This window comes from Microbulbifer elongatus (genome assembly GCF_020524885.1).
In the GTDB taxonomy this organism is placed as follows: Bacteria; Pseudomonadota; Gammaproteobacteria; order Pseudomonadales; family Cellvibrionaceae; genus Microbulbifer; species Microbulbifer elongatus_A.
In genome coordinates, this window is the sequence record NZ_JAIVKJ010000004.1 from 1 (window position 1) to 16460 (window position 16460).

The 16460-nt window shown below is 59.1% G+C and carries 18 protein-coding genes and 1 tRNA gene; 12 read left to right on the top strand and 7 right to left on the bottom strand.

Going from position 1 to position 16460, the window contains the following annotated elements; all coding sequences use genetic code 11:
* Positions 1-458: 458 nt before the first annotated feature.
* A tRNA-Arg gene (locus LC059_RS14500) sits at positions 459-535 on the bottom strand.
* A 354-nt stretch (positions 536-889) separates the two neighbouring features.
* On the opposite strand from LC059_RS14500, the gene LC059_RS14505 reads away from it, so the two are divergent.
* On the top strand, positions 890-1309 hold the full coding sequence (locus LC059_RS14505; RefSeq protein WP_226704587.1) for a c-type cytochrome: 420 nt from the start codon (positions 890-892) through the stop codon (positions 1307-1309).
* A gap of 94 nt (positions 1310-1403) precedes the next feature.
* Here the strand turns inward: LC059_RS14505 and rep are convergent, their stop codons facing one another.
* A complete protein-coding gene (gene rep / locus LC059_RS14510; RefSeq protein WP_226704588.1) occupies positions 1404-3437 on the bottom strand; it encodes a DNA helicase Rep in 2034 nt (677 codons plus the stop codon).
* 194 nt (positions 3438-3631) lie between these two features.
* Here rep and LC059_RS14515 point away from each other — a divergent pair, with 194 nt between their 5' ends.
* The 6 genes from LC059_RS14515 to LC059_RS14540 all read left to right on the top strand — a co-directional run bounded on the left by LC059_RS14515 (position 3632) and on the right by LC059_RS14540 (position 7890).
* Positions 3632-4528 (top strand): helix-turn-helix domain-containing protein, encoded by an 897-nt coding sequence (locus LC059_RS14515; RefSeq protein WP_226704589.1) that lies wholly within the window; start codon positions 3632-3634, stop codon positions 4526-4528.
* 84 nt (positions 4529-4612) lie between these two features.
* The gene (locus LC059_RS14520; RefSeq protein ID WP_226704590.1) at positions 4613-6043 is read left to right on the top strand and encodes a hypothetical protein; all 1431 of its coding nucleotides are present in this window, start codon (positions 4613-4615) and stop codon (positions 6041-6043) included.
* A gap of 56 nt (positions 6044-6099) precedes the next feature.
* Positions 6100-6372 (top strand): DUF3565 domain-containing protein, encoded by a 273-nt coding sequence (locus LC059_RS14525; protein WP_226704591.1) that lies wholly within the window; start codon positions 6100-6102, stop codon positions 6370-6372.
* On the top strand, positions 6372-6827 hold the full coding sequence (locus tag LC059_RS14530; RefSeq protein WP_226704592.1) for a YaiI/YqxD family protein: 456 nt from the start codon (positions 6372-6374) through the stop codon (positions 6825-6827). Before LC059_RS14525 ends, LC059_RS14530 begins: the two co-directional genes overlap by 1 nt.
* Entirely contained in the window at positions 6827-7330 is a 504-nt protein-coding gene (locus LC059_RS14535) for a GNAT family N-acetyltransferase (RefSeq protein ID WP_226704593.1), read from the top strand. Before LC059_RS14530 ends, LC059_RS14535 begins: the two co-directional genes overlap by 1 nt.
* Positions 7331-7347: 17 nt before the next feature.
* Complete coding sequence (locus LC059_RS14540) at positions 7348-7890, top strand: GNAT family N-acetyltransferase (protein ID WP_226704594.1); 543 nt, start codon at positions 7348-7350, stop codon at positions 7888-7890.
* A gap of 40 nt (positions 7891-7930) precedes the next feature.
* Here the strand turns inward: LC059_RS14540 and LC059_RS14545 are convergent, their stop codons facing one another.
* On the bottom strand, positions 7931-9421 hold the full coding sequence (locus LC059_RS14545; RefSeq protein ID WP_226704595.1) for a YifB family Mg chelatase-like AAA ATPase: 1491 nt from the start codon (positions 9419-9421) through the stop codon (positions 7931-7933).
* A gap of 71 nt (positions 9422-9492) precedes the next feature.
* On the bottom strand, positions 9493-9714 hold the full coding sequence (locus LC059_RS14550; RefSeq protein ID WP_226704596.1) for an accessory factor UbiK family protein: 222 nt from the start codon (positions 9712-9714) through the stop codon (positions 9493-9495).
* A gap of 437 nt (positions 9715-10151) precedes the next feature.
* Between LC059_RS14550 and LC059_RS14555 the strand changes: the two genes are divergently transcribed.
* The 5 genes from LC059_RS14555 to LC059_RS14575 all read left to right on the top strand — a co-directional run bounded on the left by LC059_RS14555 (position 10152) and on the right by LC059_RS14575 (position 13729).
* Positions 10152-10877: a TorF family putative porin gene (locus tag LC059_RS14555; protein ID WP_226704597.1), complete on the top strand. Its 726-nt coding sequence runs from the start codon at positions 10152-10154 to the stop codon at positions 10875-10877.
* A 57-nt stretch (positions 10878-10934) separates the two neighbouring features.
* The gene (locus LC059_RS14560; RefSeq protein ID WP_226704598.1) at positions 10935-11273 is read left to right on the top strand and encodes a P-II family nitrogen regulator; all 339 of its coding nucleotides are present in this window, start codon (positions 10935-10937) and stop codon (positions 11271-11273) included.
* Positions 11274-11364: 91 nt separating this feature from the next.
* Positions 11365-12624, top strand: a complete 1260-nt coding sequence (locus LC059_RS14565) for an ammonium transporter (protein ID WP_226704599.1) — start codon at positions 11365-11367, stop codon at positions 12622-12624.
* A gap of 115 nt (positions 12625-12739) precedes the next feature.
* Positions 12740-13078, top strand: a complete 339-nt coding sequence (locus tag LC059_RS14570; protein ID WP_043319767.1) for a P-II family nitrogen regulator — start codon at positions 12740-12742, stop codon at positions 13076-13078.
* A gap of 438 nt (positions 13079-13516) precedes the next feature.
* Positions 13517-13729, top strand: coding sequence for a hypothetical protein (locus tag LC059_RS14575; RefSeq protein WP_226704600.1), 213 nt, complete (start codon positions 13517-13519; stop codon positions 13727-13729).
* A 140-nt stretch (positions 13730-13869) separates the two neighbouring features.
* Here LC059_RS14575 and xerC read toward each other — a convergent pair whose 3' ends face one another.
* From xerC to dapF, 3 genes are all read right to left on the bottom strand, one after another.
* Positions 13870-14796 carry a tyrosine recombinase XerC gene (gene xerC, locus LC059_RS14580; protein ID WP_226704601.1) on the bottom strand — a complete coding sequence of 309 codons (927 nt, stop codon included), beginning with the start codon at positions 14794-14796 and terminating at the stop codon, positions 13870-13872.
* A 5-nt stretch (positions 14797-14801) separates the two neighbouring features.
* Positions 14802-15563, bottom strand: coding sequence for a DUF484 family protein (locus tag LC059_RS14585; RefSeq protein ID WP_226704602.1), 762 nt, complete (start codon positions 15561-15563; stop codon positions 14802-14804).
* A 61-nt stretch (positions 15564-15624) separates the two neighbouring features.
* A complete protein-coding gene (dapF, locus tag LC059_RS14590; RefSeq protein WP_226704603.1) occupies positions 15625-16455 on the bottom strand; it encodes a diaminopimelate epimerase in 831 nt (276 codons plus the stop codon).
* Positions 16456-16460 lie beyond the last annotated feature (5 nt).

Consider the following 16460-nt stretch of genomic DNA (forward strand, 5'->3'; position numbering starts at 1 on the left):
AATTGCGCGCATTGAGTGATTAGGTGAAAAGTCTGTGCTTAAATTGTGGTCATTAATTCAATCGGGAGGTTGGGTCTAAAAACGATTTAATTAAAATTCGTTTTTCTACAGCCTCGTTAGCAGTCCGAGTTACCCAAAGAAAGTGGAAACCTTAGGACCTGCTTACGCAGAAGAGCATGCGCTCCCGATGAATTGAAATAGCGACAATTTAACCTTGTCCAATCGCGCCACAATGCTTTATGTGGAGCTGGTAAATTTCAGAGGTGGGAAATTACCGATCATAAGGGGGCTGGTTTGGTACGGGGAGTCGACGAAAAGGGGGCAGCGGTCAAATTTGCATTCCCCGGTTTTGGGGGCGAATGCAGTTGGGCACAGAACGGGCACAATATGGGCACAGACGAATTTTGAGAGGGTGTGCCAAGATCAGAGGGGCGGTCAAATTTAGACAGGAAGTGAAATGGCCCACCCGAGAGGATTCGAACCTCTGGCCTCCGCCTCCGGAGGGCGGCGCTCTATCCAGCTGAGCTACGGGTGGTCAATTTAGGTTGCCGTATTGTACGACAGTTGCCCTTTGCGCCCTAGTTTCCGGTGACTGTTGCCTCCGGAGGGCGACGCTCTATCCAGCTGAGCTACGGGCGGTGAACTCTGACCTTGTTGGTCGAATCTGCGCCAAATCAATGGGTTACACAATCTTGGCGCGGAGGCGGATTATACAGAAGGGCCGTGGCGGGGCAAAGGATATTGGAGGTTTAATGGCCCGGATTGGGCCGTGTTGGTGCGCAGCCCTTCGCAGCAGGCGGCGCTATGCTTATAATGCGCGGCTGAATTGTAGAGGTATGTGGCAACGCGCCGGAATCTACAGGCCGTTTGGGGCCTTTTGGGGGATTGGATGAAAGTTGTAATGAATTTTGTAGCGGCGCTGGCCGTAGCGGCGGGTGCGGCAATGGCTGTGGCCCAGTCTGTGGATGAAGAGATCTCGGAGCGCATCGCGCCGGCAGGCAAGACCTGCATGAAGGGCGATGAGTGTGCGGCGGCGGCGCCCGCGGCCAGCGCTTCTTCTGGCGGTACCCGCAGCGGCAGCGACGTGTATGGTGCGCACTGTGCGGCCTGTCACGCGACTGGCGCGGCCGGTGCTCCGAAAATGGGCGATGCTGGCGCCTGGGGCCCGCGTGTAGCCCAGGGTATGGATACGCTCTACACTCACGCTATCAACGGCTTCAACGCGATGCCGGCGAAAGGTCTGTGTATGACCTGTTCCGATGATGAGGTGAAAGCCGCTGTTGACCATATGGTGGAAGGCAGCAAGTAAGTAAGCACTCACAATGCACGCATAAAAAAGGCCGCTCTGGGAGCGGCCTTTTTTGTATCTCTATGCAGGGCTAAGTCTGCTTCGATGCACTGCGTCAATCGAACATACTGAGTAGCGATCCCAGAGTTTCCGCACCCTTGGCCTGATTCTGCTCCGGCGAGGCCTTGCCGAACCCTTCAAACACACAATCCTCCTCCGGTAGCTCCTCAAGGAAGCGGCTGGGGGTGGTGTCCTGGTTTTCACCGAACATCTTGCGCTTGCCCGCCAGGGTCATGGTCAGGGTTTTCTGAGCGCGGGTGATGCCCACATAGGTCAGCCGGCGCTCTTCCTCGATATTGTCGTCCTCAATGCTGTTGCGATGCGGCAACAGGTTTTCTTCCATGCCGATCATGAATACATGGGGGTATTCAAGACCCTTGGAGGCGTGCAGAGTCATCAGGCTGACCTTATCGGTGGCTTCCTCTTCTTCCTGGCGGTCGAGCATGTCGCGCAGGATCAGTTTGGAGATGGCCTGCTCGAGCCGGACATCCTGCTCCAGCTCGTCGTCGGTGCCTTCCATGGTTTTCATCAAGCTGTCGAGCAGCCAGTAGACGTTCTCCATGCGCTTCTCGGCGACCTTCTCGCTGCTGGCGTTCTGCGACAGCCAGCCTGCGTAGTCAATATCGTCGAGCATTTCCCGCAACGCGGACTCCGGGCTGTTGTCGCGGCAGTTGCGCGCGACGCCGTCGAGCCAGTGCGCGAAGCGGTTGAGGCGCTCGTAGCCCGCCTCGGTAATGTGCTCCTTGAAGCCGATTTCCGAGCAGGCACTGAGCATCGAGATCTCGCGACCCTTGGCATAGTTGCCCAGAGCCTCCAGGCTGCTGGTGCCGATCTGCCGGCGCGGGGTGTTGATGATGCGCAGGAAGGCGTTGTCGTCGTCCGGGTTTACCAGCAGGCGCAGGTAGGACATGACGTCCTTGATTTCGGCGCGGGCGAAGAAGCTGGTGCCGCCGGAGAGCTGGTACGGAATCTGGTTTTCCTGCAGCTTCATCTCGATCAGTCGCGCCTGGTGGTTGCCCCGGTACAGCACCGCGAAGTCCATGAACTTGGCGCCACGGCGGGCCTTCTGCAGGAAGATCTCGTTGGCGACGCGCTCGGCTTCCTCGTTCTCGTTGGTGACCTTGAGCACCCGGATCTCGTCACCCAGGCCCTTGTCGGACCACAGCGCCTTGTCGAACTCGTGCGGGTTGTGCGCGATCAGGTGGTTGGCCACCTTGAGGATGCGACTGGTGGAGCGGTAGTTCTGCTCCAGCTTGATCAGGCGCAGGTTGGGGTAGTCCTGCTTCAGCTGGCTCATGTTTTCCGGGCGCGCACCGCGCCAGGCGTAGATCGACTGGTCGTCGTCGCCCACCACGGTGAGGCCGCCGCCGCTACCTACCAGCATTTTCACCAGCAGGTACTGGGAGCTGTTGGTGTCCTGGTATTCATCCACCAGCAGGTAGCGAATTTTACGGCGCCAGCGCTGCAGTAGCTCGGGGTCGGTGTCGAACAGCTGCACCGGGATCATGATCAGGTCGTCGAAGTCGACGGAGTTGTAGGCCTTGAGGGCGTCGCAGTAACGCCCGTAGGCCACCGCCATGGCCTGTTCCCCCGGGCTCTGGGCCATTTCGAGCGCCTTGCGCGGGGACAGCATGTCGTTTTTCCAGTTGGAGATCTGGTTCTGCACCCTATCCAGCAGGTCGGTATCCAGGTCGCCGTCGCGCAACATCAGCTCCTTGATCAGACCGCGGGCGTCTTCCGAGTCAAAAATGGAGAAGCCGGGCTTGAAGCCGGCGGCGCGATACTCCTTGCGCAGTATGTTCAGGCCCAGGTTGTGAAAGGTGGACACGGTAAGGCCGTGGGAGGCCTTGGACTTCTTGCCATCGGGGCCAGTGATCAGCTTGCCGACCCGCTCTTTCATCTCCCGCGCGGCCTTGTTGGTAAACGTCAGCGCTGCAATATTTCGCGCCTGATAGCCGCATTCTTCGATCAGATAGGCGATTTTACGCGTGATTACACTGGTCTTGCCGGAGCCGGCACCGGCCAGCACCAGACAGGGCCCGTCGATGTATTTCACGGCTTCCGCCTGGCGGGGATTGAGCTTGGTCATAGTGGAAACTGGGTCGGGTACTGCTGGGGGCCACTGGCCCCGACATTAGATCGGGTCGATACAGGGCGCGATTCTACCAGCCGCGATCCGGGTTGGCTGCGTCCGGCGTTGGATTTATATTGACCAGTGCGACGACGAGAATCCTCCCGTTCAGAGGAGGCGGCAAAGAACAATCGATAACACGGGGCCGCACCATGAAGACCAACACACCGCTCACCCTGGTGGAGCAATCCCGCAGCGAGAGTGCCTTCGGGCGGCTGATGCATTTTTGGCGCAAGACGCTCGGCTTGTCCCAGGAGCAACTGTCCGAGGATCTGGGTGTATCCACCCGACATATCAGCTTCCTCGAGACCGGGCGCTCGCAACCCTCGCGTTTGGTAGCCGCCGCGCTGGCGGACTGCTTTGGCCTGAGCGCGCGGGACCGCGCCTATCTGCTCACCGCGGCGGGCTTCTCCGCCGACCAGTCGGTATTCGAGACCCCGGAACTGGCGGTGTGGATGAACAAATCGCTGCTCAATGCGCTGGCGCGCGCCGAGCCGGAACCGGCGTTCGCGCTGGATAACTTTGGCCGCGTGATTTCGGTGAACCGGGCCTGGCTGGCGTTTTTCCTGCCCAGGGTTGATCCAGTGCTGCTGGAAGAACCGAATATGTACGAACTGGTGATGAATCCCATGGGCCTGCGTCCGCAACTGCACAACGGTTTGGCTCTGTCCTGCGGCCTGGCCCTGTACCTCACCATGGAGACCCTGCAGAGCGACAACCCGATGGGTTGGGACGTGCTCGAGCGGCTGGAAGCGGCGGGCGCGTTACCCGAAAACTGGCAGCAGCTGGGGAGGCGCCTGATCCATACCAGCGACTATCCGCTGGCGCTGAAAACGGACGAAGGCGTGGTAAACCTCACCGTGTATAACGATACCCTGTCGTCCACCTCGCAGCTGGTGCACCCGCGCCTGCTGATTGGCCGTATCTACCGTGACGATCGCCAGCGAGTCGTCAGTGACGCAGAGCTTGCCGCAGTGCCGGAAGATCACCCGCTGCTTTATCGCCCATTGCAGGGTTCCGGGGAGGTCGGCCGTCCAGGTAATTCCTGAAACCAGATTACCTGGCAAATAATGGCGGCCCGGTCTGGCCACACCTAAGCTCGAAGGCGTAAAAACAATAACGAGCGCAAGGCGATGGACCAGACCACTTCCACCGGCAGCCCGGCGGACACCATTCCCCGGAAATCCGGCGCTGTTAAACCCGGCGGCTGGCGCTGGGGGCCCTTCACGTTCCGCGTACCCTTGTTGCATCTCCGTCTGGTGCCATCCCAGCTTGTGCAGGGGCTGGTGGTGGCCAGCGGTACCAGCCTGATAATGGCTCCGGTGATGATCGGCTACTTCGGCCTGTCGTTTGAAGAGGCGCTGGCGCTGCTGATGTTGGCCAACACGGTGCTCTGCGCCTCGTTCATCATTTTTGGGGAACCCTTCGCTCCGGGCATGCTGACTCCTGCATTCCCGCTGGTACTCACATTTATCGTCAGCGGTTATCCCGAGGGGCCGGAGCGGTTCCAGGTGATGACCGCGCTGTCTTTGAGCCTCGCGGGTATTGCGCTGGTGTTCAGCCTGTCGGGGCTGTCGCGACGGATGATGAGCGCACTGCCGGTGGCGCTGAAGGCGGGGATCATCTTTGGTGCGGCGATATCCGCCCTCGACCGGGTGTTTATCAAAGACGTGGCACTGTTCGAGAGTCATCCCGTCAGCGCCGTTACCGCTTTGCTCGTATCACTGCTTTTTACCTTCTCCGCACCGGTCCAGCACATGCGTGCGCGCTACAAATGGCTGGATAGCATCTGTTGCCTGGGCCTGTTGCCCGGGTTCGTTGCCGCCGCACTCGTGGGGGTGATCGCTGGAGAAATCCAGTTCGACATCCGCTGGGGATTGTTCTTGCCTCCGGTGACCGAGACCCTCGCCAAGGTGTCGCCGCTGAGTATCGGCTGGCCGCCGGCGTCCATGTACCTGGACGTGTTGCCGCTGGCGTTTGTGGCCTACGTAATACTGTTCGGTGACTTTGTCACCGGTACGGAGATGATCCATAGCGCACAGGCTGCGCGGGAAGATGATCCCATCGACACCAACTTCGAGCGCAGTGAAATCGCGGTCGCGCTGCGCAACGCGGTTTCCGCAGTATTTGCGCCGCTGTTTCCCTACCAGGGCGTGCTGTGGACCGGGGTACACGCCGTGGTGATCCAGACCTGGCGCCGTGGCCGGGACAAGATGCGTGACCTGCACAGCGGTATCGGCTCCTATTACGGCTTTGGTCTGCCGCTGATCTATCTGTGTTGGCCCTGGATCAGTCTGATCAAACCCATCATGGCCATCGCGCTGATGCTCACCCTGGCGCTCACTGCCTTCGCCTGCATCATGGTGGCCGCGCCGCTGGTGAAAAAGCCACTGGAGTTGGTCTGTGCACTGGTGATCGGTTTTATGCTCGCCATGTTCGATGTGTGGACAGCACTGGGCGCAGCGGTGTTCCTGCTCGTCTTTATCAACGGCGATCTGCCGTACTGGCAGAAAAAGGCGGACCCCTCCGAACGACCCTCACAGGTGACCTCAGCGGGAGATTGATTTTTACCTCCCGCGATTATTTGTCTATAAAGGCACCTCAACGAGGTGCCTTCTTTATGCGACAGTCACACATGTTACAACCTATCTGCGGTTACCACCGCGACGCGGAAGATCACTGGGTGGCGCAACTGGCCTGCGGCCACAACCAGCATGTGCGCCACGACCCACCGTGGCAGAATCGCCCCTGGGTCACCACACATGAGGGCAGGTTGCACATGCTGGGTGTCGAGCTCGAGTGCAAGAAATGCGATGAGGGAGCTCCCCTGGATTACCAACCGGATCACCAACCGGATCAGCAGCCGGATAAACTACCGCGAGAAACCGATTAATGCCGAAAATCTGGGTCGATGCCGACGCCTGCCCTACTGTCATCAAGGAGATTCTGTTCCGCGCCGCCGAGCGCACGGAGACGGAGCTTACCCTGGTGGCCAACCAGCACGTGCGCGTGCCTCCGTCAAAATATATCCGCGCACTGCAGGTCACCTCCGGCTTCGACGTCGCCGACAATGAAATCGTGCAGCGTTGCAGTGAGGGTGACCTGATCATCACTGCGGATATCCCCCTGGCGTCAGAGGTCATCGACAAGGGGGCCACCGCTCTCAACCCCCGCGGCGAAAAATATTCCAAAGCCAATATCCGCGCGCGCCTGAATATGCGCGATTTTATGGAAACCCTGCGCTCCAGCGGCGTCCACACCGGCGGTCCGCCGCCGCTGGGCCAGCAGGAGCGCAAAGCGTTTGCAGATCAGCTGGATCGATGGCTGGTGCAGGGGAGAAAGAGGTAGTGCAGCTTGATATGTCGATGACAACAAATCTGATCCCCTTTGACGAGGACTTCATTCCGGAGATCATGTCCTGGGTTGACAGTGAACAGGCCTGCCGGCTGTGGGCTGGCTCTTGGTTCGAATACCCTTTTAATCGGCAAAGCTTTTCTCGCGACTGCCGTTGGCAGGATTTACCGACCTACGTATTGCAAGATGACAACGGTCAGTTATTGGCTTTTGGACAGTATTACAACCGCCTGGACTGCTGCCATCTTGCGCGGCTGATTGTGTCACCGAAATCTCGAGGGGCAGGTATTGGGAAGCAACTGGTAGCAAAGCTTGTTTCCTATGGCAGCGGAGAATTAAAGCTTCAACGCGCCTCGCTGTTTGTACTAAAGAGCAATCCCCTGGCGCTGGCCCTTTATGAAAAGTTGGGGTTCCGTATAAGCGCATACCCTGAGCCAGAGGAGGGTTTGGAGATCTGCCACTACATGGTGGCTCCAGTGAGCTTGAATGAATCCTGAATACCCGGGAGCTGCGAGTGGTTAATTTGATCGAGCCAAAAACTTCACGCCTGCAGTTGCGCCAGTGGCGTGACAGTGACCGGGTACTTTTTGCCGCGATGAATGCCGACGCCGCGGTGATGGAGTATTTCCCGGCTCTACTGTCACCAGCTGAAAGCGATGCCGGAATCGATCGCCAGATTGCACATATCGAAAATTATGGTTTCGGCTTTTGGGCAGTGGAGACGCTCGCGGACAACCGGTTTGTCGGATTTGTCGGGATTAAGCATGTCTCCGACGATATGCCGTTTGCGCCAGCGGTAGAAATCGGCTGGCGCTTGTCTGCAGACGCCTGGGGGATGGGCTATGCCACGGAGGCGGCACGGGCGAGCTTGCAAGTTGGATTTGAACAGCTGGGGCTGAGCGAAATCGTTTCGTTTACCGTACCGGAAAATCTTCGCTCTCGCGCGGTGATGGAAAAGCTGGGTATGACCCGGGGCGACAACTTCCTGCACCCCGGGTTACCGCCGGGACATCCGCTACAGGAGCATGTTTTCTATTTCCTGAAAAATACCATGTAGGAGCCTGCCTGCAGGCAGGCTCCTACAGCGTGGTTTCTTGTTATGCGGGGATAACGGTTTTCCTATCCAGATTGCGGTACGCCAGCGCCTCGGCAATCTGCGCGGTACCGATGGCATCCTGCCCGGCCAGATCGGCCAGGGTGCGCGCCACTTTCAATACCCGGTGATAGCTGCGCGCAGACAGGCCGAGCTTTTCCACCGAAGCGCGCAGCAGCGCACTCTCCGCTTGCCCGAGCCGGCAGAACTCATCCAGCTCGGCACCGCTCAGTTCACCATTAATCTTCCCCTGTCGCTGCAGCTGAATTTCCCGGGCAATCCGTACCCGTTCGCGCACTGCTGCGGAACTCTCACCGCGCGGCGAGTCCTGCAGCTGGCTGGCACTCATACTCGCCACTTCCACCTGCATATCGATGCGGTCCAGCAGCGGGCCGGAGAGTTTATTGCGGTAGCGGTCGATCTGGTCCGGGGTGCAGCGGCAGCGGGGTTCGCCGAGGTATCCACAGGGACATGGATTCATCGCCGCCACCAGCTGAAAGTGTGCGGGAAATGTGACCTGCGCGCGGGCGCGGGAAATGCGCACCTCACCGTTTTCCAACGGTTCGCGCAGAATCTCCAGTGCGGAGCGGGGGAATTCCGGCATTTCATCGAGGAACAGGACTCCGCGGTGGGCCAGGCTGATCTCGCCGGGGCGGGGGCTGCTGCCACCACCCACCAGCGCGGTGGGAGAAGCGGAGTGGTGCGGTGCGCGGAAGGGGCGCTGGCGCACACGCTCGAGCCCGGCACTGGAGTAGAGCGCGGCGACTTCGATCAGTTCGTGTTCGGCAAGCGGGGGCAAGATCCCAGGCAGGCGGCTGGCCAGCATTGTCTTTCCAGTGCCTGGCGGCCCGTAAAAAAGCAGGTTGTGCGAGCCGGCAGCGGCCACCTCCAGCGCGCGACGGGCCTTGAGCTGCCCGCGTACATCCGCCAGGTCTGCGCAAACTACCGGTACCACATTCGTATCTTGCGTGGCATCCGGCAGTGGTTCGCGGCCGTGCAGTTGCGCGCAGACCTGTAGCAGCGTAGACGCAGCCTTGATGGGAGTGGCAATCAGTGCGGCTTCACTGGCCGAGCCAGTATCGGTGACCAGGGTTCGCCCGGTATCGCGGCAGGCCATGGCGGCAGGCAGTGCTCCGGGGATGGACCTCAGGCTGCCGGACAGCGCCAGCTCGCCGATAAATTCAAACTGTTCCAGCGTCTCCCCCGGAATCTGAGCGGAGGCTGCGAGGATGCCAAGGGCGATGGCGAGGTCATAACGCCCGCCCGCTTTGGGCAGGTCTGCGGGCGCCAGGTTGACGGTTATCCGCCGCTGGGGGAACTCGAAATGGCTGTTGATGATGGCACTGCGGACCCGGTCGCGGCTCTCGCGCACGGCCGCCTCGGGCAGTCCGACAATATTGAATGCGGGGAGTCCGTTGGCCAGGTGGGTCTCCACCGTCACCAGTGGCGCCTGTATGCCCAGCTGTGCACGGGCGTAGGTAATGGATAGGCTCATTTTTCTTCCTTGAAAAAAGGTCTGCCTTGGAAATTGTTACTCCGGGCTAGTGCCGCGGGATGCAGAGATGATCAGTGGTCCAGCCGGCTTTCCAGCTCCCGGATTTGCGCTTCCAGGTGCGCGAGCTTTTCCTCTGCACGCGCCAGTTTGGCTGCCTGGGTATCAAATTCGCGCTGACTGACCAGTGGCAGTTTTCCCATTGCCACTTCCAGTGCATCACGCAGATCGCTGCTGATTACTGCCCCCTGTTGTTGCAGTTCACTTAACAACTGTTGCAATTTATCCCGTGCCACGCGCAATTCTCCACTAAGAAACCGCTACAAAACGAAGCGAAATAGTACCGCAGCGGGGTTTTACCACCAAGCAACGATTGTGTTGCGCCGCATTGGTTCACGCCGCTTCCTGTGCACTCTCGCAATGCTCGCTGGTGGTGCGGGTTCCATTTTGGTGCGCACTATTTTTGCGCAAATCTTCTGACTGCCCCGTTCTCGATGCCGGATTTTCCCCTGAAAACGACCGTAACACGCTGATTTTGTGATGAGTTTTTAAAGTTGGCACTAACTCTGCAAGTACCCCTATGCAAATCGCCCTGGTAATGGAGACAGGGGATAGGTCTTCAGTGAAGTGCCTGGGCGAGAGCGGCGAGTGCCGTTTCCCCGGCGAAGTCGATGCCGCTGAAATAAAAAAAGTACGACGAGCATTTCACACAGAGATCAAGGAGAACCAAACAGTGGGAATCAAATTCAATAACAAAGTTGCCGCCCTCGTATCCGGAAGCATTCTGGCCGTGGCCATCAGCAGTGCAGCAACTGCCGCCGAAGGTCCCAGCCTGAGCGCGAACATTGGCGTGGTAAGCGACTACCGCTTCCGCGGCATTTCCCAGACCGATACCGGTCCTGCGGTTCAGGGTGGTGTGGATCTGGATCTGGGCAACGGCGTGTACCTCGGTACCTGGGCCTCCCAGGTAGATTTCGCCTACGGCATGGACGAAACCAAATTCGAGCAGGACTTCTACGGCGGTTACGCCGGTGAGACTGCCGGCGGTGTTGGCTACGACGTGGGCTACATCTATTACGCCTACCACGGTAGTGACTGGGACGAAGATTACCAGGAAGTCTACGGCAGCCTGAGCTTCGGCGACGCGTCTGTGGGCTTCGCCTACTCCGACGACTACTGGCTGCAGAGTGGTGCTTTCTACTACCTGAGCGCTGGCTATTCCTTCGGCCTGGCCAACGATATTTCTCTGGACCTGAGCGCCGGTCTGAACCTGTTTGACGAAGAAATTTTCCTCGACGGTTCCGATTCTTACATCGATTACTCCGTATCCGTGGGTAAAGAGTTTGGTGGCCTGGCCCTGAGCGCCTCACTGGTCGGAACCGATGTGAGCGATCAGGAGTGCTTCTACACTGATTGGTGTGAGCCGACTGTACTCGCTGGTGCTTCTTACAGCTGGTAACAGACCACAACGCACTGAGCCCGCTCCATGAGTGGGCTCTCATATTAGGGGGAAACCATGAAACTGGTAACCGCAATCATCAAACCTTTCAAGCTCGACGCAGTGCGCGATGCGCTGGCAGAAGCCGGTGTAAGTGGCATTACCGTGAGTGAAGTCAAAGGTTTTGGGCGGCAGAAAGGGCATACCGAACTCTATCGTGGAGCTGAGTATGTGGTGGATTTTCTGCCCAAAACCATGTTGCAGATCGCCGTTGACGACAGCCAGGTTGACGCCGTGCTGGAAGCCATTGGTACTGCAGCACAAAGCGGAAAGATCGGCGACGGCAAGATCTTTGTTGCAAACCTTGAGCAGGCAATCCGCATTCGTACCGGTGAAACCGGCGCGGATGCGATCTAAATATCAGAACAGATTGCCAGAACGATTCTTTGATCAATAGACAATAACTTCCGGGGCAACTCGGGCAAGTTTGGGTTAAACGGAGCGAAAAATGGAAAATCAAATTTTTCAATTGCAGTACGCAATTGATACATTTTATTTCCTCGTGTGTGGTGCACTGGTGATGTGGATGGCAGCGGGCTTTGCCATGCTGGAAGCAGGCCTGGTGCGTTCTAAAAACACCACCGAGATTCTTACCAAAAACGTAGCGCTGTTCGCGATTGCGTGCACCATGTACCTGGTTAGCGGTTACGCCATCATGTACGACGGCGGATGGCTGCTGAGCGGTATTGAAGCCTTCAGCATGGATGAAGTACTCACCGCTTCCGCAGAAAACGGGTTCGAAGGTGACTCCGTTTACTCCGGTGCGTCCGACTTCTTCTTCCAGGTGGTATTCGTGGCGACTGCCATGTCCATCGTTTCCGGTGCGGTTGCCGAGCGCATGAAGCTGTGGAGCTTCCTTGTGTTCGCGGTTGTGCTGACCGGTTTCATCTACCCGATGGAAGGCGCCTGGACCTGGGGCGGTGCTGAAGTATTCGGCCTGTATAACCTGGGCGACCTGGGCTTCTCCGACTTCGCCGGTTCTGGCATCGTGCACATGGCGGGTGCTGCCGCTGCTCTGGCTGGCGTACTGCTGCTGGGCGCACGTAAAGGCAAATACGGTCCGAACGGCGAAATCTACGCCATCCCCGGTGCCAACCTGCCGCTGGCGACTCTGGGTACCTTCATCCTGTGGATGGGCTGGTTCGGCTTCAACGGCGGTTCCGTACTGAAACTGGGCGATGCTGCCAACGCACACTCCGTGGCCATGGTATTCCTGAACACCAACACCGCTGCTGCTGGTGGCGCCATTGCCGCGCTGATCACCGGTCGCATCCTGTTCGGCAAGGCCGACCTGACCATGCTGCTGAACGGCGCTCTGGCCGGTCTGGTAGCGATCACCGCTGAGCCTTCTACCCCGACTGCCCTGCAGGCAACCCTGTTCGGCGCCCTGGGTGGTATCCTGGTGGTCTTCTCTATCATCACCCTGGACAAACTGCGCATCGACGATCCCGTTGGCGCGATCTCTGTGCACGGTGTGGTTGGTCTGCTGGGTCTGTTGCTGGTACCGGTTACCAACGACGGCTCCTCCTTCAGCGGCCAGCTGATCGGCGCTGCCACCATCTTTGGCTGGGTATTCGCGACTTCCTTCGCCGTCTGGTTGGCCCTCAAGCTCATCACCGGTATCCGTGTTACCGAAGAAGAAGAGCAGCAAGGTGTTGACTTGGCCGAGTGCGGAATGGAAGCTTATCCGGAATTTATGAGCAAATAAGTGCTCATAAGATGGCCGCCGGTGACCGGGACCACTCCCCACCGGCGGCAAAAGAATCTTCCGGCACCGGTTTTCGGGCCGGTGCCCGCAAGAAACATAATCAGGGGATAAGCGAATGAAATTGATTACGGCTGTGGTTAAGCCATTTAAGCTGGACGACGTGCGCACTGCGCTGTCCGAGGTTGGCGTACAGGGCATGACCGTGACTGAAGTAAAAGGCTTCGGTCGTCAGAAAGGTCATACCGAGCTGTACCGTGGCGCCGAATACGTGGTGGATTTTCTGCCCAAGGTAAAACTGGAACTGGCGGTGGACGACAGCATGGTCGACAGCGCCGTTGAAGCCATCACCAAAGCCGCTCAGACCGGCAAAATCGGTGACGGCAAAATCTTTATCACTGCGCTCGAAGAAGTCATCCGCATCCGTACCGGTGAAACCGGCAGCGAAGCGGTCTGATCAAAGAATCCGACACAGTGTTTTATGAGCCCCGCGTAGCGGGGCTTTTTTGTGTCTGAAATTTGGGCAGTGTGAGGCGATTTTTCGAGTGGCGGGTAAATACTTTCGATGACGTTAACGCCATCAAAGTTGCGGCGCAGAAAATTGCATAACCAAGCGCAATAAATCGGGTAAAAATCGCACAAAAAAACTCTACCAAATTCGGGAACCTTTTCTGGCGGGCTGTCTGGACACTGCCTATAAATATTTCGCCGCAGGAAAGTTTCCGGCCGGCGGATTTATTTTGCAGTTTTGGATTGGCACTTTTGCTGAACCGAGTGCCGAAACGAGTTTACGAAGCAAATCTGCACAGCCGGAACGGAGTATTCCGGAACTTCTCTGCGGCAGCAGGGGTAATCCCTCTGTAACAAGGGGTATCAAGTTACAGGGTAAATTGACATGAAAGATGATCAGTCCAGCGCTCGTTCGAAAGACAATGAGGAATTCGGCGAAGAGCGCACACTTTCCTCCCGTCACCGGGCTCGCAGCCAGTTGAGTGCCGAGGTCGAGGCCTTCCTCGCCCGCGGTGGTGCGATCGATGAGGTGGCACCGGATGTTACTGCAGACCCGCCGCGCAAGCCGCAACCGAAGTACGGCAGTCGGCCAATCTGAGGTTTCTGGCGGCAGCAAATACTGGATACCGGCGCTGTCCGGTACGACGACAGAATTGACGTCACCCCGGCTCAGGCCGGGGTCCAGTTTCTCACTTCAAGTACTATACCCACTCTTCGTTTCATTTCATTTTTTCTCCCTCAATCGTCATCGGATTTGTGCGCTCGAGGGTGTGCCTTGTCGTAGACCCGCGCCAGGTGCTGGAAGTCGAGATGAGTGTAAATCTGCGTGGTACTGATGTCCGCATGTCCAAGCAGCTCCTGCACCGCGCGCAGGTCGCCGCTGGATTCGAGCATATGGCTGGCAAACGAGTGTCGCAGCATATGCGGGTGCACGCGCTGGTCCGCGCCGCCGGCGCGGGCCCAGTGCGCGAGGCGCTGCTGCACGGCGCGGTTGCCGAGTCGGCGACCTTTGGCACTGGTAAACACCGGCTCTGCACCGCGCTCGTCAGCCACGGCAGCGGGCGCACAGCGACGCCACTCCTCCAGTGCGCGACGGGCGTGCTGGCCCACGGGTAACAGGCGGGTCTTGTTGCCTTTACCGGTAACCCGGACTTCGCCGCCTGCCAAATCCAGGTCGCTCCAGTTCAGCCCGGTCAGTTCGGACAGGCGCAGTCCGCTGCTGTAGAAGAGTTCGAGTATCGCGACGTCGCGCAGGGTGAGCCTTTCATCGCTGTTGTTGGTAGTGACATCGAGGGGGCTCTCCACGAACTGCGCGGCGGCATCCACATCGAGCAGCCTGGGCAGTTTTTTGGCGGCCTTGGGCGCGCGCAGGCCTTCCGCGACATTGGCTTTCAGCCAGCCTTCGCGCACGCAGAAACGCAGCAGGGTGCGCACGGCAGATAACCAGCGTTGCAGGCTCTTGGGGGAAAGTCCGCCGCGGTGCAGCTGGGCCAGCCAGCTGCGCAGGCGCATTTCGTCGAGCTTCTGAATATCGGTTAAGCCCTCGGCGTCGGCTAGCTGCTGGAGTTTGTCCAGATCGCGGCGGTAGGCGGCGAGGGTGTTTGGTGAGAGGTTTTTCTGCTGCAGGTGCAGCAGGAAGGCATCCGTCGCTGCTGCGAGCTGCATGGGGTTCAGCTCCGCGCCAGCAGATCGGGCAGCAGTCGCTCGAGAATTTCGCCGATATACGACAGGAACAGGGTGTCGAGGCTTGAACGGTAGTGGTTCGGGTCGCTGGAGCCGACGGCGAGGATCCCCAGCTGGTCGGCCAGTGGCACTACGGCGGCGGAGGCAACCCGGTCTGCGGCTTTGCCGAACAGGTAGGCGGTTTCTGCCGGGCGCAGGGTGCCGCACACGATGCGCCCATTGCGCAGGATTGAGCCAATGGCCGTCTCGGCACTGGTGCGGGCGCTGCTGCGCACATCGCCCAGGTGTTTGCCGGAGCCGGGCAGGGGCCCGAACAGGGTCAGCGCGGTCACCTCTACCTTGAAATCTTCCTTGAAACTTTTCAGCAGGGCATTGCCGGCTTCCGCCACAGTGCGCGCTTCTAGCAGCGCCAGTACCAGGCGACGGCTGTGCAAAAACAGCTGGTCGTTTTCTCGCGCGCTCTGCAGCAGCTGGTCGAGGCGCTGGCGCATTTCGATATTGCGCTCGCGCAGCAGGTTGGTCTGGTGTGTCATCAGCGACACCGTCTTGCCGGATTCCTTGGGCAGCTGGATGGTTTCCAGCAGCTCCATATGCTCAGCAAAAAACGTGGGATTCTGGATCAGGTAGCGGGCCACCTGCCGCGAAAGCAGTTTCTTGTTGCGTTGGTTTTCGCTGTCGGCGGCTACCTGGCGGTCCAGGTTGGCCTCAACTTCGCTGTCGAGCAGGGGGGCATCGCTGTGATCGGTCATGGTCCGGGTCGTTATTTGGTTTTTCGGGGTTGTGCTCAGGGCGCGGTTGTAACGCGTGTCCTCAGAGCACGATCTGTCCGTGATATACCGCCGCTGTGGGCCCGGTCATGGTAACCGGCTCGCCGGGTCCCGACCAGTGGATCGTCAGGGTGCCACCGGGCAGGGTGATGTGGACTTCCTCGTCCACCAGTCCGCGCAGGCGTGCGGAGACCATCGCGGCACAGGCGCCGGTACCGCAAGCGCGGGTCTCGCCCACGCCGCGCTCGAACACGCGGAGGCGGGCCTTGCCGCGATCTTCAATCTGCAGAAAACCCACGTTTACCCGCGCGGGAAAGCGCGGGTGGCATTCGATGGCCGCACCGAGGGTTTCCACGGGCGCCTTGGTGACGTCTTCCACCAGAAGTACCGCATGGGGGTTGCCCATGGATACGGCGCCCACGTTGTAAATTTCGCCGTCGACTTCCAGCGGGTAGGTTTCCGCCTGGATATCCGCCTGGAATGGAATCTGCGACGGTTCCAGGATCGGCGCGCCCATGTCGACACTGACCTGGTCCTTCTCGCGGACCTTCAGTTCGAGAATGCCGGCGGCGGTCTCCACAAGGATCTGTTCCTTGCTGGTGAGGCGGCGGTCGCGCACGAAGCGCGCAAAGCAGCGCGCGCCGTTGCCGCAGTTCTCCACCTCACTGCCGTCGGCGTTGTAGATGCGGTAGCGAAAATCCACATCGGGGTCGCGCGGCGCTTCCACCAGCAGCAGCTGGTCACAGCCGATACCGGTGTGGCGGTCGGCGATCTGGCGGACCTTCTCCGGCGACAGCTTCACCCGCTGGGTGATGCCATCGACCATCACAAAGTCATTGCCGAGGCCGTGCATTTTGGTGAATTTAAGCCGCATGATTT

What these genes read in the sequence shown, in the direction of transcription:
- LC059_RS14560 (WP_226704598.1), top strand. Translation starts at nt 10,935, where the DNA reads ATGAAACTGGTAACCGCAATCATCAAACCTTTCAAGCTCGACGCAGTG.
- LC059_RS14585 (WP_226704602.1), bottom strand. Translation starts at nt 15,563, where the DNA reads ATGACCGATCACAGCGATGCCCCCCTGCTCGACAGCGAAGTTGAGGCC.
- LC059_RS14515 (WP_226704589.1), top strand. Translation starts at nt 3,632, where the DNA reads ATGAAGACCAACACACCGCTCACCCTGGTGGAGCAATCCCGCAGCGAG.
- LC059_RS14545 (WP_226704595.1), bottom strand. Translation starts at nt 9,421, where the DNA reads ATGAGCCTATCCATTACCTACGCCCGTGCACAGCTGGGCATACAGGCG.
- LC059_RS14570 (WP_043319767.1), top strand. Translation starts at nt 12,740, where the DNA reads ATGAAATTGATTACGGCTGTGGTTAAGCCATTTAAGCTGGACGACGTG.
- rep (WP_226704588.1), bottom strand. Translation starts at nt 3,437, where the DNA reads ATGACCAAGCTCAATCCCCGCCAGGCGGAAGCCGTGAAATACATCGAC.
- LC059_RS14505 (WP_226704587.1), top strand. Translation starts at nt 890, where the DNA reads ATGAAAGTTGTAATGAATTTTGTAGCGGCGCTGGCCGTAGCGGCGGGT.
- LC059_RS14525 (WP_226704591.1), top strand. Translation starts at nt 6,100, where the DNA reads ATGCGACAGTCACACATGTTACAACCTATCTGCGGTTACCACCGCGAC.
- LC059_RS14520 (WP_226704590.1), top strand. Translation starts at nt 4,613, where the DNA reads ATGGACCAGACCACTTCCACCGGCAGCCCGGCGGACACCATTCCCCGG.
- LC059_RS14530 (WP_226704592.1), top strand. Translation starts at nt 6,372, where the DNA reads ATGCCGAAAATCTGGGTCGATGCCGACGCCTGCCCTACTGTCATCAAG.
- LC059_RS14565 (WP_226704599.1), top strand. Translation starts at nt 11,365, where the DNA reads ATGGAAAATCAAATTTTTCAATTGCAGTACGCAATTGATACATTTTAT.
- LC059_RS14575 (WP_226704600.1), top strand. Translation starts at nt 13,517, where the DNA reads ATGAAAGATGATCAGTCCAGCGCTCGTTCGAAAGACAATGAGGAATTC.
- xerC (WP_226704601.1), bottom strand. Translation starts at nt 14,796, where the DNA reads ATGCAGCTCGCAGCAGCGACGGATGCCTTCCTGCTGCACCTGCAGCAG.
- dapF (WP_226704603.1), bottom strand. Translation starts at nt 16,455, where the DNA reads ATGCGGCTTAAATTCACCAAAATGCACGGCCTCGGCAATGACTTTGTG.